Below are 24,651 nucleotides of genomic sequence, written 5' to 3' on the forward strand. Positions count from 1 at the left end.
CTAAGAGCACAAATCCTGGGATTACTGATTGAGGGAATACACAAGGCAAAATTTTTTCAGATCATTTCCAACCGTTTACCTCTGAATGAGGTCTTTGTACTGTCCACGTTGTTATGCAGGATGAATACGAACTAGTTGAAGGGTGCCGTCGGCAAGACCGAATTGTGCAGCGACAGCTCTACGAGCGGTTTGCCGGGAAGCTCTTTGTCGTTTGTAAGCGGTACATTAATGACCCGGACGAAGCCGAAGATGTGTTACAGGATGCATTCGTGAAGATATACCGACACATCGATTCGTTCCGGTTCGAGTGTCCGCTGGAAGCCTGGTTAAAACGAATTGTGATTAACACAGCCCTAAAAGCAATACGCAAACAAAAACCGTGGGAACACACGGCCGACATCCAGGAGCTGGCACCCGTATTACCCCAGGCCGACGAAAGTTTACCGTCATTGAATTATAAATACCTGCTGCAATTGATTCAGGAACTGCCACCCGGTTGCCGGGCGGTCTTCAACCTGTATGCTATTGAAGGGTACAACCACCCGGAAATTGCCGAAATGCTCGACATTGCTGAAGGAACATCTAAATCCCAATTTGCCCGCGCCAGAGGACTACTACAACAGAAACTACAATCGGACGGACACCCGGTACAGGGCCGTTCAAAATGAACCATACGACAGAAATGGATGAGTTAGATAAGAATTTGCCGGACGATTTCTGGCGAAAGACCTTTGACGAAGCCGCCGAAACGCCCCCACCCCGCGTTTGGGCGGCTATAGAGCGCAAGCTGGACGAGGCTGACGGTCCTAAAGTGATCCCGCTGTGGGGTTCGGGACTGGCTTCATCCCGTCCACTTATCTGGGGTTCGGGACTGGCGGCTGCGGTGGCATTACTGCTTGTTGGCTGGTGGGCCATTCGTACCGCATCGACACCTACCACTCCCCTCGCCCATTCGCAGCGGACGGCTTCGTCAGAAAATGCAATCGCCTTATCGAAACAGAAGGAGCTGACAGCGGCCAGATCGCCGGAAAGTGGCCTGGCCAACGGCTCAACAACGACCGGGAACGCTGCGCGTCAACATGCGATAGCCTCTTCGAGCGCGCCCTTCCGGTTAAATCCGGGACGTTTCCAGCGTGATGCAACCGGGCGACCAGCACGCCGGAAGGATGCCAGCGAAACCACTGGCCCAACTGAACACGTATTTGATTCAGGATTAGCGACTTTTCAACAGCATATAGCCACCGTTGATATGTCGCAGCGCACACAATCGGTAGTTTCCAGGATGGCAGCTGTTTCTTATTCAGCCGACCATCACGCCAGATCAGGTATTCAGGCATTTGGGGCGAACACCGCAGTTGCTTTCGATAAACTGGCGGGCAGACCCATGCGGCTACGTACCGTTGGTGCCATTCAGCGGATTGTCTGGGCGCGTCCGGCAGAGGCCAGTATGGACCCGGAGATCACGAAGTCGAAACAGAAATCCCGCGAATTATGGGCTTCGGTGAGTATGATGCCGGGTTCGTTCAATCCGGCGGTAGCGGTTAAGGAAGCTCAACCTTCTTTTTCCAACAGCCTGATTGCGTCTCCGACGAGCTCGAACCAATCGGCGGTCAGCAGCCGCGCTAGTTTTTCGGTAGCGTACCAGGCCGGTGCGGGGGTTCAATTGACTGATCACTGGTCGGTTGAGTCGGGGGTTGGTTACCTGTCTGGGCGGTCAACGGTGGAGACACCGGCTCAACAGTATTTGGCTTCGGTACAAATGGATGCCCTGTCCAATCGGAACACCGGCTTGAATAATTTGTACGCAGATGCCCTGCGGAGTAGTGTACGCAGCAGTGATCTGGCGAACGCTCCCCAGGCCAATTACTCAGGCATCGCAGCCAACAACTACAAATCAGCTTACGACAGCCGAAACATTCAGGCGGTAACGAATGACTACCAATTCGTACAGGTCCCGGTTCAGGTGGGTTATCAGTTCCGGCCGCGTAAGAAGCTGAGTATGGCCGTGTTGGGTGGTTTGCTCACGAATATTTTTGTCAAAAACACCGTTGGCGACGCGTTGGTTATAACCAGTAAAGATGGCGTTTATCGGCCGGTATCGCTGGCGGCTACGATGGGCGCACGGGTACGCTACCGGCCCTCGCGGCAATGGTCGGCTTCCGTTGCCGGCGTTTACCAACCTTCGCTGGAATCCAGCACCCGGTCTGACGCACAGGTGCAGAACCACCCAACATCGGCCGGTATGAGTTTTGGTGTCGATTATCATTTTTAACTGCTTTCAACCATGAAGTTTCTGGGAATTTGCCTGTTGTTTATAAGCCTGCTGGGCCGCTGCTCGCCGGACAAATCAGCGCTGGCAGAGCCTTTATCGACGGATGGGCTTATTATTCGCACCGGTGCATCGTTTGGTATGTGTGTTGGCTATTGTAAGAATGATTATGTCATTAGCGGTACGACCCTCATGCTGACACAAACCAGTCAGTCGAGAACACAGACCCAAAATCCGCCAAAGAACTGCCAGACAACGATTTCTCAGGCCGCTTGGGACACGCTCAGAGCAGCGGCTAACCCCAACCTGTTTTTCCAGCAACCAGAGCAGCTGGGTTGCCCTGATTGTGCCGATGGCGGTGCCGAATACATCGAACTGGAAGCCGATGGCAGGAAGCACCGGGTTATTTTTGAGTTTGGCAAGACCATTCCGGGATTTGAGACGCTGGTTACCAGCCTGCGCGCTCAACGTGAGGTTTTCAACGAATGCAAGTAAGGCTGGTTTCAGCGTCTTACAAACGTGTATTGCTCGTTATAATTCAACTATTGCCATGAAAACAACCCTTTTTTCAACCGTTTCCGCAGCCGTAACGGGTATTCTGCTTACGGCAGTGGGTTGCAACACCTCAACGGTTGCCCCATCGCCCGGTACAGCTGCTGAACTGCGGATCTCGGCGCCATTTAGTGCGCAAACGACCCAGTTTGCCTTCGATCTGGCCAAGCAGGTGAATGCACAGGATGGGCCTGCCAAAAACGTGTTCATTTCGCCCCTGAGCCTTCATATAGCTTTGGGTATGATCTTGAACGGTGCCAACGGCCAAACGGCTCAGGAGATCCAAAAGACCCTCAAATTAGACGCCCAAACGCTGGCCGAAGCCAATTCGACCTACCAAAACCTGATGGCCAATCTGCCTGGAATCGATCCGAAGGTTACGATGAGGCTGGCCAACTCTGTTTGGTACCGGAATACCTTCCCGGTTGAAACGGCTTTTCAGGATTTGCTGAAGCAAACATTCAGCGCGGAGATTTCGGCTCAGGATTTTACTAACCCAGCCACCGTTGGTACGATCAATAACTGGGCGAGCCAGAAGACCAATGGCAAAATCCCGAAGGTGATCGATCAGATACAGCCCAATGAGGTCCTGTTCTTGATGAACGCGCTGTATTTCAAAGGCGACTGGACCACGCGCTTCGATGCCGCCAAAACCACCGATTGGCCCTTCACGCTGGCTTCCGACGCTCAGACAACCGTTCGGATGATGAGGCTGAATACAGAACTGAACCACACGTTCCGGTCAACCTATACCGCATTCGAACTTCCCTACGGTGCGGGTAATTACGTCATGACGGTATTGCTACCTACCGGAAACACGACGGCCGATGCACTGCTCAACACCCTGGATAGTAGTGAGTGGACGCAGCTTCAGAAAGATATGGTCAAAAGTAAGCTCGATATTGGTTTACCTAAATTCACGGTAAACTACGAAGCGAAACTCAATAATGTGCTTAGTGCGCTCGGTATGCCAACGGCCTTTACAGATCGGGCCGATTTTACCAAAATAAACGCCGGGGGCGGCCTGTTACTGAGCTTCGTTAAGCAGAATACATTCGTGGCCGTCGACGAAGCAGGAACCGAAGCCGCTGCCGTAACAACGGGTGGTATTTCAACAACCTCCGTGCAGTTGCCAACCCTGTGCGACCGGCCTTTTGCGTTCGTCATTCATGAAAAAGCATCAGGTACCGTTCTCTTCGTCGGCAAAATTGCGGACCCGACTAAAACCAACTCTTAAAAAGCGCATTAGCTATCAACGACAATACATATTACTCTTTTTGTGTAAGATCAGTATTACCCGGCCGTAATCAGGACAGCCGGGTAATTTTTTGTTGAGTTCCAACGGTTTGACCGCCTTGAGAGTCCTGACAACAAACCCTACTTGTTTTGCCTATGAAACCGAACCGTCTACTTCTTTTTGTGCTGCCCCTGCTTTCCCTGACGGGCTGTACGGACACCTGCAAAGAAACCCGCACTTTCCGACGATATTCGCCTGTTTCGTTCACGGCGGCACAACTCCGGCAGGGCGTTCAGACAGAGCCCCCGCAGGCACTGATCAACCCCGGTAAGATTTACACGAAAGATCAGTTTCTGTTTATCAATGAGTTGAAAGAAGGCATTCATATCATTGATAACCGTAACCCGTCTGACCCCAAACCGGTAGCCTTCCTGCGAATTCCCGGAAACGGCGATATAGCCATCCGGAATAACATCCTGTATGCTGATAGCTATATGGATCTTATCGCGTTCGACATTAGCAATCCAACGGCTATTCAGGCCGTAAAACGCGTCACGAATGTATTCCCGAATGGCTCGTTCGAAGGGGGTTGGTGGAGTTTCGACCCAACCAGTCAGATGCTTTACGACCAGAAGGTAAGCTACGTTACGGAAACCACAGAAACCAACTGTGAAGACAATGTCACACCCACTAATTTCTGGGGTGGTGTACTCTTCAACGCGCAAACCTCTACTGTGTTTAATGACAAATCGGGCAGTTCAACAACGAACGGCGTAGCGGGTTCAATGGCGCGGTTTGCTCTGTACGACAATTACCTTTATACCGTCAATCAGTCGGCCATGCAGCTGTTCAACATCAGCAATCCGGCAAATCCACAACTGGGAAACCAGGTGCAGCTGGGCTGGGGCATCGAGACCATTTTCCCATATAAAGATAAACTGTTCATCGGCTCGCAGTCGGGTATGCACATTTACGACAACGCCAATCCGGAGAAGCCATCCCTCCTATCGGTTTTTCAGCACGCCCGCGTTTGCGACCCGGTAGTCGTTCATGATAATCTGGCTTACGTTACCCTTCGGTCAGGAAACCAGTGTGGTGGGTTTACAAACCAGCTCGATGTGGTGGATGTAACAAACCTGACGAACCCCAAACTGCTTAAGAGCTACCCGATGCGCAACCCGCACGGGCTGGGTATCTCCTTTCCGAATCTGTTTATCTGCGAAGGGGCCTATGGCCTGAAGTCATTCGATATGCGCGACGCGCTGAACATCGACCGGAATCTGTTACAGCACCTCGAAGGCATGAACGCATTTGACGTTATTCCGTTGGAAAAATCACTGCTTATGATTGGCAAGGATGGCTTCTATCAATTTGATATCAGTAACCCTCGGCAGTTACGCCAGATCAGCCGCATTCCCATCAGTCGTCCATCGTATTACTAAGGAAACCATGAAACGACTTCTTCCGTACATACTGGCGGCACTGGTTGGAACCAGTTACGCACAAAGTCCTGTAAGGCGGTTCACTTACGTGAACTATACAGAATTTGGCGGCTTGTTCGGACGCGTGGCTTTTGGGCCTTCGACCGCACAAACCGTTGATAGTCGATTAAGTTTTACCATGCAGACATTTAACGGTGCTCAGATAAGCCGGCAGTTGGCCATAGGCGGCCTGGTGGGCGTAGACTGGTATAAGACCGCATTACTGACGCCTGTTGGGGCCGGACTACGGTTCGACTTACTCCCCTATCCACAGCGAAATGTGCGTTTACTAGCCATTGCTGATGCAGGTTATGGGTTTACCTGGTTTAACAAAAACTCGACCGGTTACGAACTTAATGGAGGATGGATGGTTAATCCGGGCTTAGCTTTGCGTGTTGGTAAACCATCCTCAACGGCTTTTGTGATGTCCTTATCGTACAAACGTCAGACCGTAGATGTACAAAAACCGCTCTCTGGCGTTGATATTCAGCGCGATGAACATCGTATCTATAACCGAATGTGCTTCCGGGTGGGAGTAGCGTTCTAAAACAATTCATCTTGAAGCAATGTTCATACTCATATTGCTTCGCCATTCGTAAATTACTTACACTCAATCCCCTATGAAAAAAGTTGCTTTATCAGTTATTGGCGGCTCGCTGTTTATAGCTGGTTATTACCATGTTCATCATCAGGCTGCTTACATAGACACACAAAACGCTCAGGCTGGCTTTGTAACACCGGCTGCTGCACCCGCAACTCCGGTGTCTTTATTCTCGCTTAAAACAATCCCCGCTTTTGCTTTACGGTCTAATTAATGAGGCTGTTTATCCATACGTTCTCGGGAACGCTTCGATCAATAAAAAATCCCCCTCCGAAATTCGGAGGGGGATTTTTTATTGATCGATACCAAGCCGGCAATTAAGCCATGGCAAATTTATTCTGGTTCCGTTTCCGCTCGTTTTCATCGAGGTAGATTTTACGAATACGCATCGATTTCGGCGTTACCTCCAGGTATTCATCCTTCTGGATGTATTCCATATTCTCCTCAAGTGAGAACGAGATTTTCGGAGCAATCTTTACGTTATTGTCTGAACCCGAAGCACGCATGTTGGTCAGCTGCTTGGCGGTGATAACATTGACAACGATATCGTTCTGACGGTTATGTTCGCCAATTACCTGACCCGTGTAAATTTCATCGCCCGGCTCTATGAAAAAAGATCCCCGATCCTGAAGTTTGTCAATCGAGTAAGCCGTTGCCTGACCGCTGGTCATCGAGATCAACGAACCGTTGATCCGCTCGGGGATTGGTCCTTTGTATTCCTGATACTCTTTAAAGCGGTGGCTCATAACGGCTTCACCGAAGGTTGCCGTCAGGACGTTGGAACGCAGACCAATCAGACCACGCGATGGAATATCGAATTCCAGGTGTTGCAGATCGCCTTTTGGTTCCATGATCAGCAGCTCACCTTTACGCTGGGTTGCCAATTCGATTACTTTACCGGCCGTTTCTTCCGGAACGTCGACCACGAGGGTTTCGATCGGCTCCAGTTTATGACCGTTCTCGTCTTCTTTATAGAGCACCTGTGGCTGACCAACCTGCAATTCGTAGCCTTCACGACGCATGGTTTCGATCAGAACAGAAAGGTGAAGAATACCACGGCCATACACCAGGAAGCGGTCTTCACTATCCGTGGCTTCAACACGTAAGGCCAGGTTCTTTTCAATCTCTTTATAGAGACGATCACGCAGGTGACGCGAGGTAACGAACTTGCCTTCCTTACCGAAGAACGGCGAGTTGTTGATCGTGAACAACATGTTCATCGTCGGCTCATCAACAGAAATACGCTCCAGAGCTTCCGGATTTTCCAGGTCGGTCAATGTATCACCGATCTCAAACTCTTCCAGACCCGTAACCGCACAGATATCTCCGCACTGAACTTCGGCTACTTTCAGTTTGCCAAGTCCTTCGAACGTTTGCAGTTCTTTAACTTTCACCCGCTTCACCGTACCATCGCCTTTGATCAGGCCCATGGTAGCACCTTCCTTCAGCGTACCGCGATGCACACGACCGATGGCGATCCGACCAACGAAGGCCGAATAATCCAGCGATGTGATCTGCATTTGTGGCAGACCTTCGTTTATTGGCGAAGCTGGAATGTTCTCAACGATGGTGTCGAGCAGATACGTAATGTTGTCGGTTGGGGTTTTCCAATCCGGCCCCATCCAGCCCTGTTTCGACGAACCGTATACCGTTGGAAAATCCAGTTGGTCTTCGGTAGCACCGAGGTTGAACATCAGGTCAAAAACCTGTTCGTGTACTTCGTCGGGCCGGCAGTTTTCTTTGTCGACTTTGTTAACGATTACGATTGGCTTCAAACCCAGTTGAAGCGCTTTGCCTAATACGAAACGTGTTTGTGGCATGGCGCCTTCGAAGGCATCAACCAGCAGACACACACCGTCGGCCATTTTCAGAACGCGTTCAACTTCACCGCCAAAGTCACTGTGGCCCGGTGTGTCGATGATGTTGATTTTTACGTCTTTGTAACGTACCGATACGTTTTTAGAAACGATAGTAATGCCCCGCTCACGCTCAAGGTCATTGTTGTCCAGGATCAGGTCGCCAAATTCCTGATTGTCCCGAAAGAGCTTCGATGCGTGAATAATCTTGTCAACCAGAGTCGTTTTGCCGTGGTCAACGTGGGCGATGATTGCTATATTGCGAATTGATTGCATACAATTGTTGTCTGAACCCGGATTTTCCTGATTCGTTTGACTTTCATGATTTGGTTGTATTTCTCTGAACCCGTTTATAAGCAGTCATGAAAACCATGAAAAATCAAATAAATTCTACCGGGTAACCCGATGGTTCAGCTATTTCAAGCCGCAAAGGTACAAAATTTTACGCTGAAACACAGATTTTTACAACTAATTTAACGAAAAAAGGCCCATGTAAGGGCCTGGCTATGTTATAAGTACAATTTCTTAACAATTGCTTAATGATTCGGGCAACCACAGCCGTTTTTCTTGCGGAAAAGACCTGTATTAAATAAGCCTCCCCGCTTTGGTTTATAGCCCTTTCGTTTACGACCGATAGCCGCTGTTTCCGAAGTATTTTTAGCTGCCATGAGCTCCAGCGGAGCGGTCGTTAAAACCAGTGAAGCAGCAATGAGCAGAATGATTTTTGTCTTTTTCATGACCCGGCAATTTCATACGTAACGTCAAAAAGCCTATTTTCGTCGCGCTGCTCCATTTTTTTTATTAGATGACCCACAACCCAGACTTCCTGATCGTTTACGGTACACTCCGCCCTCCTTTCGATAACACGTTTTCGCAGTACCTTCGGCAACGCGGTCGTTATGTGGGTGAAGGATCTTTTACAGGCCAGTCGTTCGATATGGGAAGCTACCCCGGCGCTGTTTATCAGTTCGATAGCCAACAGCATGTTCATGGCTCCGTGTTCGACATCAGCAACCAGAAAGCGGCCATCTTAACCTATCTGGATTATTACGAAGGTGTTGGCGAGGGATTTGAACAGCCCACCGAATATATCCGGGCGGTCATTCCCGTTCAGTTCAACGACCAAACCGCCGATTGCTGGATCTACCTTTACAACCTGTCGACAGACGATAAACCCCAAATCGAATCCGGCGATTATTCCATTCACATTGGCAAGCCCTTCTCCTGGCCTGCTTAATTGGTTATTAGTGGGGTAGTCAAGTGATGAAGTAAGAACTGTAATTCCAACTACTTCACCACCTGACTACCCCACTCATTTCATACAGTCCACTGATTTCCAGAAACTACCTTGGTCCGCGCGAACGGTTGCCTCCGCTGTAGGCACCTCCACTGCGGCCTCCGTTATAGCCACCGCGTGGGCTACCGCCGTAATAACGGGGTGAAGGCGAATAATAGCGTGGACGAACGACCACCGGCGGACGTACCACTACGGGTGGACGATAGTAGCCATAAGGGCTGCCATACCCATAATAAGGGCGTGCACCATAATAACCAGGGCCGTAACCAACGCCCGTACTTACGTAGGATGGTCCGCAGCTGGTGAGTAGAACAGCTAATAAAGCAGCCACAAATACCGGCAATATTTTTATTGTTTTCATGATCTTCTCTTTGATTATTAACGTATTGAACCAATCTATTGTTTGATCTGAGCAACCGTTCAGGCTGCTCATTACCAACGGCGGCCGTAGCCCCCCCGGCCACCTCTATGGCCGTAACCGTAAGCTCCATACCCGCCATACGGCCGGACAATGACCGGAGGAGCGTACACTACCCGTGGCGGTGGCGGAACGATCACAACCCTGGGCGGCACAATTACCACGGGTGGCTGCACCGGATAAGGCCGGCCATACTGATCGTATAGCACATTGCCATTCGGATAAGGCTGCCCGTAGCCGTTGTTATAACCATTTGGGTAGGACTGGTTCGGGTAAGCCTGGCCGTTTCCGTATCCATTTGGGTAATTCGGATTGTATCCGTTTCCATTGGGATAGGCTTGACCGTAGCCACTACCGGGTCCGTAAACCTGTCCAAAACTAACACTGGCTATGCCCAACAGCAAACCAGCTAAAACTCCACTCCACTTGATCGTTTTCATCGCTGAGGCAGGTTTTCACCCGATTTGTCAATTAGACAGATTACCGGCCCCGGCGTTTAATGAAAACGTAAAGAATCTGCTTAAAGTTTAATTAAAAAGCCTGACTACTAGGCAGTAGTCAGGCGTTCAATTTAAGATAAGATGGTTTGTTTTTATGCTTTCAATTTATCTTTCAGATAATTCAGCGCCAGTTTGTAGGCGTCCGCGGCAGCTTCTTTGTTATAAACCGGGTTGCTGGGGTTGGCAAAGCCGTGACCGGCGTCGTACATCTTCACAGTCACTTTCTCACCGGCTTTCGCCATGTTTTCTTCGAACATTTTGACGGCCTCGGTCGTGATGCCTTTATCCTGGCTACCAAAAATGCCCAGTACGTCGGTGTCGAGCGTTTTCAGCTTCTCCACGTCCTGCTCCGGCCGACCGTAGTACATCACGCAACCCTTTGCTTTTTTGCCTTCAAGCATAGCCGACTGCAACGACAGCATGCCACCGAAACACCAGCCTACGCTGGCAAATTCAGCTTTAGGCCCCGCATATTCGATCGCGCCTTTCATAATACTGGCCAGCCGGTCTTTGTTAGCGCCCTGCATCAGTTTGCCTGCTTCCGATGGCTCGGTCGCCACTTTCCCATCATACATGTCAACGGCCAGTACATTCACGTCTTTCAGGTCGTTGTAAAACGTTTCGGCCTGTTGCTTGATGTTGTCGTTCAAGCCCCACCATTCCTGGTACACGAGCAGCCATTTGTTAGAGTTCTTTTTCGATTTCAGCAGAAACCCGTTTGCCGATTGACCGTCGGGCGTTGAGAACTTGATCATCTCGCCCGCACCAACGTAAGTAAAGGGTAGGGGAGCTTCGTGCAGTCGCTGGAAAGCCGGGTCAGCGGCCATCGCCGACATGTCGTTGCCCTCGCCGTCGGTAGCGGTTGTATGGCAAAGCGGGATCGCCGTTTCCTGAGGTTGCGCTGGCTTGATATTCAGCAACGACAGCAACGACATGAAGAACGAAAGTCCGGTAATGAATACGATTTTCATATAGTATATGATGGTTAATTGATAAGGGTAACTGAATGAGTAGGGAATAAGTTGGCCGATATTGTATTGGCTACGGCAATTTAATACAAGCTTTTTATTAATTGATGTCGATACATGCGATTGGCTCATGTATCAGGCTTTCACCAGCTCGAAAATGGTGATTTCGGGTAGGATGCCCACGCGGCCGGGATAGCCGATATAGCCGTAGCCACGGTTCACGTACAAGCGTTGGTCGCCATCCTGGTACAAGCCCGCCCATTGTTTGTAGAAATACTGGGCCGGACTCCACCGCACATCGCCCAGGTCGACGCCAAACTGAGCGCCGTGCGTGTGGCCGCTGAACTGTACGTCGATGTCCGGGTACTTCGGCCGAACTTCGGCATCCCAGTGTGTGGGGTCGTGAGATAGGAGCAGCTTGACGGGGTAATCCTGCGTGCCTTCGTAAGCTTTAGCCAGATTGCCCGCTCGCAAGGCCGCCGGACCAAAGCCAAGATTCTGTACACCAATCAGCGCAATCTTATCGCCGTTCTGCTCCAGAATTTTATTCTCGTCCAGCATAATATTCCAGCCCATCTGCTTGTGTGCCGCCACCACGTTCATTACGTTCTGCCGTTCGGCCTGCGCGCTTGGCCATTGTACGTATTTCCCATAATCGTGATTTCCCAGCGTGGAGTATACACCCAACGGGGCCTTTACCTTATTGAAAATATCAATGTAGCTATTCACCTCTTCGGCATGGCTGTTGACCAGATCGCCGGTGAAGAATACCATATCCGGTTTCTGGCCGAGGAGCATATCGACACCCCCTTTCACAGCTGTTTTATTAAAAAAGCTACCCGAATGAATATCTGATATCTGAGCGATGGTCATGCCGTTGAAGCCGGAGGGAAGGTTCTTCAGCGGTAGTTTAATGCGCCTAATTCGATAATCGTGCGCCCCCGAAACGATACCCCACGTAAAACCAACCAGCGGCACAGCACTGACTACCAACGCCGTTTTCATCAGAAAATCGGAGCGGGTAATGGTGTCCGTAGCGGGCATCGTCTGACGGGTTGAATCTTCAACCGCTTCCCGAACCTCAGGCTTGTAGAAGAGCGAAACAATCCACCGGAAAAACCGACCAATGTCGTCGATCAGGATAATGAGTACGGCGAAAATTTTCGAGAAGTACGGAATGGCAATAGCCGCCCACAAAAACGTGCGCGTGTTGCGGCTGATGGAGTCGGGGGGGAGCAGCTGCATAATGACGTACAACACCAGCGATAGCGCTGTAAACCCCCAGAAGGCAATAGTAATGATCCGTTGGGTGCTTTCTGTAGCCGACCGGCTGAGGGTCTTGACGGCCTGAAAAACGTACCAGTCGATCAGCAGCAGAATAGCGGGAAGAATGAAAAATAAGGCAGTACGATTCATGAATGTTTAGTTAGTGCTCTTGCTGAATTCAAGGATGTATTCGGACAGGTATTCGCTTTTTTCGGGCTTGATATTTTTAACGAACAACCGCGCCCGCCGGCCTAATCGCAGGCAGGTATGTTTATGGGTAATATCGTCCGGCGTATTCATGGGTTGCAGGGATGGATACCACAGGAAAAAGCCCGGTTTATCGAGCAATAACTTCGGTTTCGACCAGGCCTGCGATTGAAGAGCTTCGCCCAGATCACGGTTTTGATTGAACGAAATGTGAATGCTGCTTCCTGCCCACGACTGCCCTACAACTTTGCCCATGAGCATAACCCAACAATTAAGATAGGTGTTCCAACTTACGGATGGCCCCCAGTGAAAGCCGCCCGTTGGCGAGGAAGCGGCCCCACCGCCTTCACCTTCCGGAATTTGCAGGGAGGCAATAGGTGCGCCCACACCATTGTAAGGCGCATTGAAGCCTTTGCCATCCCACCGTCGGGCTTTACCAACGGGGTTATCCAGATCGCTCAGTTTAATGCGGGCCACGCTGATGCACTGTCCGCTCCATTCTTTCTTCCGGTCGTAAGTTGCCTCGTCATATTGGCCGGGATAACCATACTCCCCGTAAAACAAGTACAGATAGCCGCCACTGGCTACGGCAGAGGGATCGCCAACACCCCCAGCGAAGGTTTTAGAGGTATTATGTGGCTTAAGAATCATGCGGGGCTGCAGGTCTTCGATAAAGAGTCCTTTGTTTTCCCAGGCTTTCCCGCCATTAGTCGATTTCATGATACCGATCCGGCAAACCGCAGCGGGCGACTTTGGACCGGTCAGGCCCTGCGGCCATTTTTTGTCGATATACCCTTCGCCGGTTTTCGGGTCGTAGGGAAGGGTAGCCGGGTAGTTTTCGTTGTGGTAAACAGCGTAAAGTGTTTTGCCGGACGTGTCGGTAGTGTCCTGATAAACGGTCTCGAACCAGACGGCACCGTGTAACCCTGTCTGCCCAATCGGTACGTTCGAGGGCATTTGGGGTTCTGTGAAATCTTTTCCCTGGCGGGCAAAGGCTTCCTCAGCGTTTTTCCCATCGGCATATTTCAGGTCGCGGGCGTTGCCCCAAAGCGGGTCTTCGCCGTACTTGCCCGGAAAAATCCGGAACGTATCTCCCACCCAGGCTTCGGCCATGTTACAGTCCACGAAGGAGTTGAATAATACCCGTTTGGCGGGAATGAGTTTGTACGCCGGCACAGCGATGGTTTGCTGATCAGCCTCTTTTTTGCCGGAACAGCCAATGAACGATAGAGCGGCTAAAGCCCCTACAATCAGTGTAGTTACGATGTGATTTTGTGTCTCCATGATAGTTGCTAAAGGTAGGCGGTTCACTGTAATTACACAATCGTATTTTTGTCATTCCGACGGCAGGAGAAACGCAGGCCCGAACGAAGATTTCCTTCTGGCGCCGGGATGACAAAAATGCGTTATGTTTAATAGTTCAATAGTCCGTTTGTCATGTGAACTATCCGGTTTACACTGTAAGCCCTTTAACTCTATATGGATTCATACACTGCCACCAAAATAACGGAGTCAATAACAGTCGACGGGGATTTATCAAAACAGATCTGGAAACAGGCCGTCTGGAGCCCCCGCTTTGTAGATATGGCCTCGGGAGCGCCGGGCATGTACGACACCAAAGCGGCTATCGTCTGGAACAACACGCACCTGTACGTTGCCTTTCAGGCCGAAGAGCCTTTCGTGGAAGCGCACTTGACCGAACGGGATTCCATCATCTTTCTGGAAAGCGACCTCGAACTCTTCATTGATGGGAGCGACTGTTATTACGAACTGGAAGTGAATGCCCGAAACACGGTGTACGAAGTATTTTTCATCTGGAAAGATGCCTACCAGCGTGGCAGCCGGTTCGACACTCCTCAATTCGATGTATTCGCCCCGCAGGCGCTCACCTTCGGCGGTGACCTCGACCGCAGCGGCCCCTCCTTCTGGTACGGCACGCACCCGCGCGGCCTGCGCTGGGCATTCCTGAACTACGACATGCCCGGCCTGGAAACGGCCGTTCAGATTGATGGCACCCTGAACGACAACAGCGACATTGACAAAGGCTGGTCGCTGGAAATAGCTATTCCGTGGGACAGCCTAACGTGGCTGGCTAACGGTCGTAACCTGCCTCCTCAACCCGGCGATGAATGGCGCATGTTTCTGGGCCGATTCCAGAAATTGATGGCGTCAGGCAGCGAAGTGCAGCCGCATCCGGCCATGGTTATGACGCCCCACGGCGTTTACGACACCCATCAGCCTGAGAAATGGAGCCGAGTTGTGTTTAAATAAAGAGTGAAAGGCGAAAGAGCGATAAATCCCCACGGGACTCATCGCTCTTTCGCCTTTCACTCTTTATAAAGCTAAACCAATTAAACCAACTCTTCTTCCAACTCCTCCTTACGTTCCAGAGCCGGGTCCTTTTTGCCGAACCACTTCATCCGGATGCGCTCGTTGACCCAATACATACAGGGCACAATGACCAGTGTTAGAATGGTAGAGAACGTCAAGCCGAAGATGATGGTCCAGGCCAGGATGTTCCAGAACACGGAACTGTCGCCACCAACAATGATGTGCGGATCGAAATCACGGAACAGGCCCACGAAATCGACCGTGATGCCCAGGGCTAACGGAATCAGACCCAGTACGGCGGCCGAAGCGGTTAGCAATACCGGCGTCAGACGAATACCGCCCGCTTCGATAATGGCCTCACGTAAGGGAACGCCCCGTCCACGCAGCTCTTCGATGAATTCGATCAGCAGAATCCCGTTTTTCACCACAATTCCGGCGAGGGCGATAATACCTACACCCGACATGATGACGGAGAACTCCTTATTGAAAATCACGAACCCGAGCAGTACGCCAATCAGCGAGAAGAGAATAGTTACGAAGATAATCAGCGGTTTCACCACCGAGTTGAACTGGGTTGCCATAATCAGGTAGATAAGCATCATGGCAATGCCGAAAGCTGACACCAGGAAGTTCATCGACTCCTGCTGGTCTTCCTGTTCGCCACCCATTTTGAGCGTATAGCCATTCGGAACGTCAATTTCTTTGATGACTTCCTGAATCTGAGCCACAATCTGGTTAGCGTTATAGCCCGGCACTACGTCGGAACTTAACGTAACAAGGCGCTGCTGGTTTTTCCGGTTGATCTGGCTAAAGGTTGTCGAATAGCTGATGTTAGCGACCGACGTAATCGGCACCTGACGCAGTTGCCCGCCCATAACCATGTCCCGATAGACCACATTCAGACTTAACAACTTGTCGATCTGGCTCCGGTCGTCGGATTTCAAACGCACCATGATCGGGTATTCGTCCTTCGCATCGCGGAACTTCGACACCTCTAAACCAAATAGGGCAGTCCGGATGGCCAGCGCCACCTGGCCCGACGAAATGCCTTCACGCTCTGCTTTTTCCCGGTCGATGTTGATAACGATTTCGGGTTTGTTCGTGATCAGATCCGATTTCAGCTGATCAATTCCCTTAATGCCGGCCTGAGAAATCTTCTGCCGAACCTGTTTTTCGAGTTTCTGAAGTTCATCAAATTCCTCACCGGCAATTTCAATGGCAATTGGTTTACCCGTTGGCGGTCCGTTCGATTCCCGCTCTACGGATAGCTCCGTACCCGGCAAACCACTCACCGCCACCCGTACTTTGGCCAGCAGCGAGTCCGTCGAAATACCATTCCGTTCTTCGTTTGGCTTGAACGCAATCGTCACTTTCGACTTTTGTGGCGTAGCCGAACGGTCGGGGTTCATTGGGTCACCGGCATTCTTACCCACGTTAGAAATAACGGAGTTAACAATATCGGTTGCCTTGTTCTCTTCCAGTACCTTAAAGACGCGCTTCTCAATAACCCTTGTGATGGAATCGGTTACGCGGGCATCCGTACCAATGGGCATTACGTTGTACACGTAAATGTAATCGGGCTCACCACTCGGGAAGAATAGCACTTTAGGCTTGGCGATACCGACGATGATGAAGGTCAGTATCAGCAAACCAAAAGCCGCACCAATAGCCCCAACCGGACGCCATCCCGTCAATATCCACGAAATCAACCGACGATATCCATTCTTGAGCGCGGGTAATAACCGCTCCTGGAAAGGCACAATCAGTTTCGGCGTCAGTACGTAGTGGTTGAACACATACAGAATGATGAACAGCACGAACAGGTTGCCAATACCCCGGTCAACGACGTAGCCAACACCCGCCAGCACCGTCATGATCATGAGCGGTCGCTTAATTTCCTGGAAGGTCTGCTTGTCTTCGTGGTTGTCGTCGTCATGCCGTTTCATGAACGTTACGGCAAATACCGGGTTGATCACGTAGGCAACGAAAAGGGAAGCGAACAGTGTTAGGATAAGCGTCAGGGGTAGGAATTTCATGAACTCGCCCACGATACCCGGCCAGAACAGCAGCGGAAAGAACGGCGCAATGGTCGTTAGTGTTCCCGATAAAACCGGCACGAATACCTCACCCGCAGCCGCTTTTACGGCCTGTTTGATGTTCCAGTCTTTGTTCTCGTTGAAAAGTCGGTGCGAGTTTTCGATAACCACAATGGCATCATCGACCACGAGCCCCAATCCAAGCAGGAAGGCAAAGAGCACCATGGTGTTCAGTGTAAACGAAGCACCAACCGCTGGTCCCAAAATCGGCATCAGGACGAAAGCCACCAGGGCCGACAGCGGTACTGACAGACCCACGAAGATGGCATCCCGAACGCCCATGAAGAACATCAGAATCAATACCACGAAAATGAAGCCCAATACGACAGTGTTAATCAGGTCATTGACGTTTTCGCGCGTCCGCTCTGATTGGTCAGCGGTGATTTTCACTTCCAGACCTTCAGGGAAACGGGTCTCTTTATAGTCTTCAATTGTTTTCTCGATCCGGTCGGCGGCTGAAATCAGGTTGGCTCCGGCGCGTTTGATCACGTTCAACGTAACAACCGATTTGTTGTTCAACCGGGCGAAGTTCTGCTGTTCTTCGAAGTTATCACGAACATCAGCAATGTCGCCGAGCCGTACCGTAGCACCCGTTGCCGTCCGAATCTGCAGATTCTGTAGCTGGGTAACATCGGTAAATTCACCTTTCACGCGCACCGTCCGACGAACGCCGTCAATGGGCAGTTCCCCGCCCGATACGTTCACGTTTTCGCCTTGTATCGCCTGTTGAATGTCCGAGAATGCCAGACCCGCCGACTGCATGCGGGGAAGATCGACGTTGATCTGAATTTCGCGATCCAGTGCCCCAACGATGTCGACTCGCCGAATTTCGGGCATCCCTTCAATGACGTCCTGTAAATCCTCGGCGTACTCTTTCAGTTGTTTCAGCGAGAAATTACCGGCCATGTTTATGTTCATGATCGCCATTTCGGAGAAGTCAACATCCTGCGCCGTTGGACCGGCATCGAGCTTTTGCGGCAGATCGGGCTTTGCTTTGTCAATGGCATCGCGAACCCGTTGCAGGGCCTCCGCCGAATTGACATCCGGGTTAAATTCGATTAGAATAACCGAAACGTCCTGTAAGGCATTCGATTTAATGCGCTTAACGCCCGAAATGGACTTCAGCTGCTTCTCGATCTGCTTATTGATGGTATTTTCAATATCGGCCGGTGCCGTTCCTACATACACCGTGTTGATGTACACCTGCGGCACCTTGATGTCCGGAAACTGCTCTTTCGGCAGGTTGTTATAAACGAACAGCCCACCAATGGTAATCAGGAAGGTGAAGATGTAAATCGCCGTTCGGTTCTCCACGCACCAGTTGGTGAATCCGAGGGTTTTGTACTGTTCAAATTTCATAAAGAAGGAGTTTTCGGTCTATGGTTGTTGATTTTCGGGTGTACTAATCTGTGGATGAGCCATCCGAAATCAACAACCAAAACCTGATTAAAAATTGATCGCCTGTCCGTCAACCAAATCCTGGTAGCCCGTGGTCACGATCTGGTCACCGGCCTGTAATCCCTGCGTGATGGCAATCTGACCGCCGTACGATGGTCCCGTTTTAATGGTCCGCGCTTTGGCTACTTTCTTACCGCCTTCGCTCACGGCTACATACACCAGTTGCCCGTTTTCTGTGCTTTGAATCAGGTTCTGGTTGATCACAATGGCGTTGGCTTTTGTGTCGTCGTTGATCTTGATGCGCGCCAGCATGTTTGGTTTGAGCGCATTGTCGGATGGGAGAGGGGCCTCAATGGTGAACGTCCGGGTCAGCGGGTCTACCGTTGTTGCCACAAACGAGATACGCGAGTTCAGGCTTCTCTGTAAGTCCGGAAAGTCGATTAGCACAGCATCCCCTTTGTGAACGCTGCCCGAATAGTTATCCGATACTTTGGCTACCACTTTCAGCTGGGACAAATTCACCACTCGAACAAGTCCCATGCCGGGTGCTGCCGACTGACCAATCTTGACCATTACCTGATCCACAACGCCGGATATCGGTGCTGTTACCGTTGACTGGCCCAGTTGCGCGTTGAGGGTGGCCAATCGGCGCTCGAGCGATTCTTTGTTGTTTTTCGCCTGCAGGTACTGAATTTCCGTACCGATCTGCTGATTCCACAAAGCCGCCTGTTTTTCATAAACCGTGTTTACCAGTGATAGCTGGGTTTTCACCTCGGCCATCGACTCCCGCAGCAGTTGATCATCAATTTTGGCGATCGCCTGTCCGGCCCGTACCTGATCCCCTTCTTTCACATAAACCGCCGTGACGACACCCCCCGATTTGGGCGATACCTGCACGTTGTTTTTTGCATCAATCGTACCCTGTAATTCCACAAAGTGCTTAAACGTTGTGGCAGCAACCGGCGATACCGTTACGTCTTTGACCCGCTCGTCTTCTTTCTTTTTTGGTTCCAGTTTTGCCAGTTCGGCCTCCAGCGTCTTGATTTTGGTAGTCAACTCCGTTTGCTGGGATTTCAGCTCGGTCAGTTCCTCCCGTTTACCCTGTACATCTGTTTTCTTTTCTCCCGAGCAGGCCGCTAATAAGCTCACCAGGGCAATTGCGTAGTATGATTTCATTTCAGGTGTTTTAAAGTTTTAGTTTCCTATATAAAGCCGACCTAAGGATCTGTCCTGGTCAACCTTTGTGATTAGAAAATCGTATAAAGATGCGAAGTAATTGGTCTGTGCTTCGCGAAGTGACGATTCGGCGTTGAGAACTTCGATACTCGATCCAACGCCTTCTTTGTACTTGATCTGTGTTACCCGAACAATCTCCTGAGCCAGGTCGCGGTTACGTTGCTGGGTCTGAAGCGTCTGTAAACTATTTTTCAACGTGATACTTGATTGCCGGATCTGTAGATCAATTGAGTTACGAAGCAACTCACCGCTATTCTGGGCTTTTTGCAACGTAATCCGTTTCTGAACAATCTGATACTTCTTCTGAAAACCGTCGAAAATAGGAACCTGTAAACTCAGCCCAATAGTCGAAAAGTTAAGCCAGGGCGCTGTGATGAGCTGACCAAACGTATTTCGACCACTATTGTAACCATAGTTAGCAAAAGCAGAAAGAGAAGGGAAGTAGCCTTTTTGTGTTAATTCAACATCCTGCTCAGCCAGTTTGATTTGTGTTTCCAAGGTCGAATATTCAATACGGCTACTATATCTGAAGGTTGGATCAGGCGAAACTAAGAGCCGGAGGTCCTCTATATTACGATCCTGCAACTGCTCGGCGAGTGTAATCTCGTCGTTAATGCCCAACCCCATCTGGTATTTCAATAAGGTGTAGCTTAATTCAATGAGGTTCTGCACATTCTGTCGCTCGGCCTGTAGATTGTTCGCCTGTACCTCCAGACGTTGTACATCTAGCCGTTCTACAAAACCCTGCTTATTCATGGCACCGGTTTCCTTCAGCAGTGTATCCAGGCGACCTATGTTGTAATCGAGCAATTTGGCTCGTTCCAACGCAACCAGCACGCCATAGTAAGCTTTGGCAACTTGCTCTGCCACAGTTACTTTGCTAGACTGTAAGTTCCGCTGAGCCAGTTCACGATACGTGGCAGCGGCTCGCAGCCCAACATTCAGACTGGCGCTGTAAATAACCTGATTCACACTAGCCGTGGCATTAGCCGAGTAATTAACACCAAACTTTACCGGAATGGAAAGATCAGCTGGTGCCGTCGGATCAAACGTGTTGGCAGGTAAGAATGCTTTCTGAATAATTACATTATCGGTCAGCGAGGAACTAATCGATACCTGCGGTAATGCCGATGCCTTAATCTCCCGAATGCGTGCTTCCGCACTGGCTCCATCAAGTTTACTATTCCGGACATTGATGTTCTGGTTAATAGCGAAATCTATTGCTTCCTGTAAGGTAAATGATTTACCCGCACCTTGCTGACCCGATGGCGTTAAGCCAGTTGGAGACAGTCCCAAGCCAGAGTTAAATGTTGTAATTACGTTAGGCTGAAGATTTACGGGGCCGTTTGACGAATTTATGGAAGGTCCTTCGGTCTGCGAATTGATCCCTGGCTGCGACGGGACCGACACACCCGTACCCGGTGTAGTGCCTGGTTGAGCTACTATAGCTCCGGTACCTGCAGGTTGCTGTGCTCCCGGTTGCTGGCCGCTTGCTGCAGCCCCGGTTGGCTGCTGCCCAACAGAAGGCTGTGTAGGCACTTGCGCCCTGGCTCCAGCCCCAAGCCAGACGCTAGGTAGCCAAAGTGCAGCCACAAAAAGTATACTATTTGTCTTCATAAATAATCGGTTGTACTCCTTTATTCAAAAACTGATTGTAAATGGTGAAGCCTTTTTCGGTAAGCATGCCGCGCACGAAGTGATGAATCAGTTCGTACTGTATGTCGTGCATAGTGTACTGGTCGGTGGGGAAAATCTCGTCATTGAAAGCCAGCTCAATTTGTTCGACCCGCAAACGGGCTAAAATAGCCGGGCTTATGTCGGCGCGGTATAGTCCTTGAGAAATACCTTTTTGGATATTTTCAAGAATAGATCGCATTATCGCATCCTCTTTATACTTACTGAATAGTGTGAATGCCTGGGGATAGTATCGTTTTACATCAATAAGTAAGTTTGGGCTCACATGGTCGGCGTTTCGCTGCATCATGTTCAAAACACTCAGAAGCTCCTCCACCGGATTTGCCGTCTCAACCACCATACAGTTCATTTCTGAGAGATTTCGGCCAATTTTACTCTCAATAACCTGATACAGAATCTGTTCTTTATCAGAAAAATGCTGGTAAATTGTTCTCTTGGATATACCCAGATTTCGGGCAATATCCTCCATCGTTACCGACCGGACGCCGTACTTCCAAAACAATCGCTCAGCCTCTTCCAGAATTCTTTCTTTCATCAATGAATAGAACTTTTGCTGGATGAACTCCGGAAACTCAAATATAGTTCGCAGTTTCCGAAGTAAGTTTGGAGAATATGATGAACGGCCGAAATGACAGAGTGAAACAACCAAAAAGCCCGACGAACCTCTCCGGCTCCGGGCTTTTTTAGTACCTGACTGTTTCCAGCTGTTTGCGTGATCTAACCTGACCAATGACCGAGTTACGACGCCTGGCCGTTACTCACCTTTAGTTAACCTATGAATAATTTTCGTGCTTCGACCTGTTCAACTGCCAATCTCAAAGAACTTGATATCAGCCTTGACATTCGTAAGCAGTTCGCGTGTGCGCTCGGGGCGAGCGTCGGTGATGAAGAGTTGTCCAAATACGCCTTCGTCCATTTGCTGAATCAGTTTACCAATACGCCGGTCGTCCAGTTTGTCGAAAATATCATCCAGCAACAGAATGGGCTTTATTCCTTTCTCAGCCTCTAATTGAGCAAACTGGGCTAGTTTGAGGGCAATAACAAACGTTTTCTGCTGCCCCTGCGACCCAAACTTCTTTAGCGGTACGGGCGGCCGGCCATTTCCTGATTCAATAATGAATGAGTAATCATCCTTATGAATCCCCATCGTTGTTCGCTGGAGCACGGTATCGCGCCGACGAAAGTGCCTGAACTCGTCGGCAAAGGCAGGGTTACTCACCTCCGACTCGTACAGGATCGTTACCTCTTCCCGGTCGTCGCTCAGGTAAGCGTAATGCGACCGGAAACCGGGCAAAAACTCGTCTATGAACAGACGCCGACGGTCGTGAATCTTCTGTCCCAGGTCCAGCAGGGGTTCGTCGTACGTATCCAGCAAGTCATTATCCACCTGATTTCGCTCCGCAAAAAGCTTGAGCAGACTGTTTCGCTGTTTCAGTATCTGCTGGTACATGAGGTAATTACGGAGGTACTCCGGGTCGAGCTGGGAGAGGACCCCATCGAAAAAGTGCCGTCGATCTTCGCTATGTTCCCGAACAAGGTCTGTATCGTTGGGCGCAACCAGCACAACCGGAAACCGGCCAATATGCTCACTTATTCGCTCATACGGTTTCTTGTCGGCCATCAGCACCTTGCGCTGTCCTCTTTGCAGACTGATGGTAATCTGAACGGTGCGGTCGTCGTGTTCTTCAAATATTCCGTCGATGATAAAGTAGTCCGTATCGTGCAAAATGCTCATTGCATCCTGGCTTTGGAAAGCACTCTTGCTCAGCGACAGGAAATAGACGGCATCCAGTAAGTTGGTTTTTCCGCTTCCATTAGGCCCTACCAGCACATTTACCTGCCTGCTAAAGGTGTACCGAACATCTTCATAGTTCTTAAAATTGGTCAGGCTTAGCTTTTCAAGATGCATGAGAGTAGCAGATAACGCGATAATGCGTAATTTCGCGGGAATTAGTTGCGCTTTTGGTCACTATAACCGCGTGCGCAATCAATTTGGCAACAAAGATACGGTCGGTTTGTTAGGTTAACAGACCCTTAGCCGGTTAGCCAGGTACGGCAGAGCGCCTGCGATAGCTCATTTTATCGAACACATTCCTCATGGCAAGCGTCAAAGAGAAATCCAAACAGAATGGTAAAGCTCCGGCAGCTCCGGCAGCCGTAGCCGAGAAAATACAGCACCCCAAAGAGCGGTACATGTATTGGTATGAATCCATGCAGTTGCAGCGGAAATTTGAAGAGAAAGCCGGTCAACTGTACGGTCAACAGAAAATTCGTGGGTTTTGCCATCTTTACATTGGTCAGGAAGCCTGCTCGTCAGGTTCTTTTACGGCCCTGACCAAAGATGACAAGTGGATTACCGCTTACCGCGACCATGGTATCCCAATTGCCCTGGGCTCCGACCCGAAAGCAATTATGGCCGAGTTGTTTGCCAAACAAACCGGTTCATCGAAAGGGAAAGGTGGTTCGATGCACATCTTCGATAAATCAGTCAATTTCATTGGCGGTCACGGCATCGTAGGTGCTCAGATTCCAATGGGAGCGGGTATTGCCTTCTCTGAAAAATATAACAAGACCGGTAATCTTTGCATCACCTTCATGGGCGATGGTGCCGTTCGTCAGGGTGCCTTGCACGAGGCCTTCAACATGGCCATGCTGTGGAAGCTACCCGTAATTTTCGTGGTTGAGAATAACGGATACGCCATGGGAACCTCCGTTGCACGTACGTCGAACGTAACCGATCTGTATACTCTGGCAGAGGCTTACGACATGCCATCCGAGCCGGTCGACGCGATGAGCGTTGAAGCGGTTCACGAAGCAGTAAGTCGTGCCGCCGAGCGCGCGCGCGCCGGAGAGGGCCCAACGTTCCTGGAGTTTCGGACGTACCGGTATCGTGGTCACTCGATGTCTGACCCCCAGAAATACCGCAAGAAGGAAGAAGTGGAAGAATACAAACTCCGCGATCCAATTGAGCAGGTAAAAGCCGCTATCCTCGAAAAAGGTCTTGCTACGGAAGATGATTTGAATGCCATTGATCAGAAAATAAAAGTCATTGTTGATGAATCCGTCAAGTTTGCCGAAGAGTCTCCTTATCCGGCGCCTGAAGAAGCATTTAAAGACGTTTATATGCAGGAAGATTATCCATTCCTGATGGAATAGAACCTTTCTGAAATTAAGGTTAATGAGAGCGTTTGGATGATCTTCCGAACGCTCTCATTTTTGTTTTTTGCCTGATAATAGCTATTT

Annotated in this window: 22 protein-coding genes; 10 read left to right on the plus strand and 12 right to left on the minus strand. The window is 50.2% G+C overall.

The window, feature by feature from the left end:
* The first annotated feature begins 113 nt into the window (after positions 1-113).
* The 7 genes from ACYVJM_RS22715 to ACYVJM_RS22745 all read left to right on the plus strand — a co-directional run bounded on the left by ACYVJM_RS22715 (position 114) and on the right by ACYVJM_RS22745 (position 6,354).
* Entirely contained in the window at positions 114-668 is a 555-nt protein-coding gene (locus tag ACYVJM_RS22715) for an RNA polymerase sigma factor (RefSeq protein WP_461150518.1), read from the plus strand.
* Positions 665-2,272 (plus strand): hypothetical protein, encoded by a 1,608-nt coding sequence (locus ACYVJM_RS22720; protein WP_461150519.1) that lies wholly within the window; start codon positions 665-667, stop codon positions 2,270-2,272. The genes ACYVJM_RS22715 and ACYVJM_RS22720 overlap by 4 nt, the downstream gene beginning before the upstream one ends.
* 12 nt (positions 2,273-2,284) lie before the next feature.
* Positions 2,285-2,764 (plus strand): hypothetical protein, encoded by a 480-nt coding sequence (locus tag ACYVJM_RS22725; RefSeq protein ID WP_461150520.1) that lies wholly within the window; start codon positions 2,285-2,287, stop codon positions 2,762-2,764.
* A 55-nt stretch (positions 2,765-2,819) separates the two neighbouring features.
* Positions 2,820-4,058, plus strand: a complete 1,239-nt coding sequence (locus ACYVJM_RS22730; protein WP_461150521.1) for a serpin family protein — start codon at positions 2,820-2,822, stop codon at positions 4,056-4,058.
* 155 nt (positions 4,059-4,213) lie between these two features.
* Complete coding sequence (locus ACYVJM_RS22735) at positions 4,214-5,500, plus strand: LVIVD repeat-containing protein (RefSeq protein ID WP_461150522.1); 1,287 nt, start codon at positions 4,214-4,216, stop codon at positions 5,498-5,500.
* Positions 5,501-5,507: 7 nt separating this feature from the next.
* Positions 5,508-6,086: a hypothetical protein gene (locus tag ACYVJM_RS22740; protein ID WP_461150523.1), complete on the plus strand. Its 579-nt coding sequence runs from the start codon at positions 5,508-5,510 to the stop codon at positions 6,084-6,086.
* 73 nt (positions 6,087-6,159) lie between these two features.
* Positions 6,160-6,354 (plus strand): hypothetical protein, encoded by a 195-nt coding sequence (locus tag ACYVJM_RS22745; RefSeq protein ID WP_461150524.1) that lies wholly within the window; start codon positions 6,160-6,162, stop codon positions 6,352-6,354.
* Between the two features lie 103 nt (positions 6,355-6,457).
* On the opposite strand, the gene typA is transcribed toward ACYVJM_RS22745, so the two are convergent.
* Together typA and ACYVJM_RS22755 are read right to left on the minus strand one after the other, a co-directional pair.
* Positions 6,458-8,272, minus strand: a complete 1,815-nt coding sequence (gene typA / locus ACYVJM_RS22750) for a translational GTPase TypA (protein WP_461150525.1) — start codon at positions 8,270-8,272, stop codon at positions 6,458-6,460.
* A 260-nt stretch (positions 8,273-8,532) separates the two neighbouring features.
* Positions 8,533-8,733, minus strand: coding sequence for a hypothetical protein (locus ACYVJM_RS22755; RefSeq protein WP_461150526.1), 201 nt, complete (start codon positions 8,731-8,733; stop codon positions 8,533-8,535).
* A 68-nt stretch (positions 8,734-8,801) separates the two neighbouring features.
* Here ACYVJM_RS22755 and ACYVJM_RS22760 point away from each other — a divergent pair, with 68 nt between their 5' ends.
* Positions 8,802-9,233, plus strand: coding sequence for a gamma-glutamylcyclotransferase family protein (locus tag ACYVJM_RS22760; protein ID WP_461150527.1), 432 nt, complete (start codon positions 8,802-8,804; stop codon positions 9,231-9,233).
* 106 nt (positions 9,234-9,339) lie between these two features.
* Here the strand turns inward: ACYVJM_RS22760 and ACYVJM_RS22765 are convergent, their stop codons facing one another.
* From ACYVJM_RS22765 to ACYVJM_RS22785, 5 genes are all read right to left on the minus strand, one after another.
* On the minus strand, positions 9,340-9,654 hold the full coding sequence (locus ACYVJM_RS22765) for a hypothetical protein (RefSeq protein ID WP_461150528.1): 315 nt from the start codon (positions 9,652-9,654) through the stop codon (positions 9,340-9,342).
* Between the two features lie 71 nt (positions 9,655-9,725).
* Positions 9,726-10,151, minus strand: coding sequence for a hypothetical protein (locus ACYVJM_RS22770; protein ID WP_461150529.1), 426 nt, complete (start codon positions 10,149-10,151; stop codon positions 9,726-9,728).
* Positions 10,152-10,303: 152 nt separating this feature from the next.
* Entirely contained in the window at positions 10,304-11,182 is an 879-nt protein-coding gene (locus tag ACYVJM_RS22775) for a dienelactone hydrolase family protein (RefSeq protein ID WP_461150530.1), read from the minus strand.
* A gap of 132 nt (positions 11,183-11,314) precedes the next feature.
* Positions 11,315-12,595: a metallophosphoesterase gene (locus tag ACYVJM_RS22780; protein WP_461150531.1), complete on the minus strand. Its 1,281-nt coding sequence runs from the start codon at positions 12,593-12,595 to the stop codon at positions 11,315-11,317.
* Positions 12,596-12,601: 6 nt separating this feature from the next.
* Positions 12,602-13,936 carry a hypothetical protein gene (locus ACYVJM_RS22785; RefSeq protein WP_461150532.1) on the minus strand — a complete coding sequence of 445 codons (1,335 nt, stop codon included), beginning with the start codon at positions 13,934-13,936 and terminating at the stop codon, positions 12,602-12,604.
* A gap of 195 nt (positions 13,937-14,131) precedes the next feature.
* Between ACYVJM_RS22785 and ACYVJM_RS22790 the strand changes: the two genes are divergently transcribed.
* The gene (locus tag ACYVJM_RS22790) at positions 14,132-14,923 is read left to right on the plus strand and encodes a carbohydrate-binding family 9-like protein (protein WP_461150533.1); all 792 of its coding nucleotides are present in this window, start codon (positions 14,132-14,134) and stop codon (positions 14,921-14,923) included.
* An 80-nt stretch (positions 14,924-15,003) separates the two neighbouring features.
* Here ACYVJM_RS22790 and ACYVJM_RS22795 read toward each other — a convergent pair whose 3' ends face one another.
* The 5 genes from ACYVJM_RS22795 to recF all read right to left on the minus strand — a co-directional run bounded on the left by ACYVJM_RS22795 (position 15,004) and on the right by recF (position 23,317).
* Positions 15,004-18,438, minus strand: coding sequence for an efflux RND transporter permease subunit (locus tag ACYVJM_RS22795; protein ID WP_461150534.1), 3,435 nt, complete (start codon positions 18,436-18,438; stop codon positions 15,004-15,006).
* An 87-nt stretch (positions 18,439-18,525) separates the two neighbouring features.
* Positions 18,526-19,653, minus strand: a complete 1,128-nt coding sequence (locus ACYVJM_RS22800; protein ID WP_461150535.1) for an efflux RND transporter periplasmic adaptor subunit — start codon at positions 19,651-19,653, stop codon at positions 18,526-18,528.
* An 18-nt stretch (positions 19,654-19,671) separates the two neighbouring features.
* Positions 19,672-21,330 (minus strand): TolC family protein, encoded by a 1,659-nt coding sequence (locus tag ACYVJM_RS22805; protein WP_461150536.1) that lies wholly within the window; start codon positions 21,328-21,330, stop codon positions 19,672-19,674.
* Positions 21,317-21,943: a TetR/AcrR family transcriptional regulator gene (locus ACYVJM_RS22810; RefSeq protein ID WP_461150537.1), complete on the minus strand. Its 627-nt coding sequence runs from the start codon at positions 21,941-21,943 to the stop codon at positions 21,317-21,319. Before ACYVJM_RS22810 ends, ACYVJM_RS22805 begins: the two co-directional genes overlap by 14 nt.
* A 267-nt stretch (positions 21,944-22,210) precedes the next feature.
* Entirely contained in the window at positions 22,211-23,317 is a 1,107-nt protein-coding gene (gene recF / locus ACYVJM_RS22815) for a DNA replication/repair protein RecF (protein WP_461150538.1), read from the minus strand.
* A gap of 188 nt (positions 23,318-23,505) precedes the next feature.
* Between recF and pdhA the strand changes: the two genes are divergently transcribed.
* A complete protein-coding gene (gene pdhA, locus ACYVJM_RS22820) occupies positions 23,506-24,564 on the plus strand; it encodes a pyruvate dehydrogenase (acetyl-transferring) E1 component subunit alpha (protein WP_461150539.1) in 1,059 nt (352 codons plus the stop codon).
* The last annotated feature ends 87 nt before the right edge of the window (positions 24,565-24,651 follow it).

This window comes from Spirosoma pulveris (genome assembly GCF_054781875.1).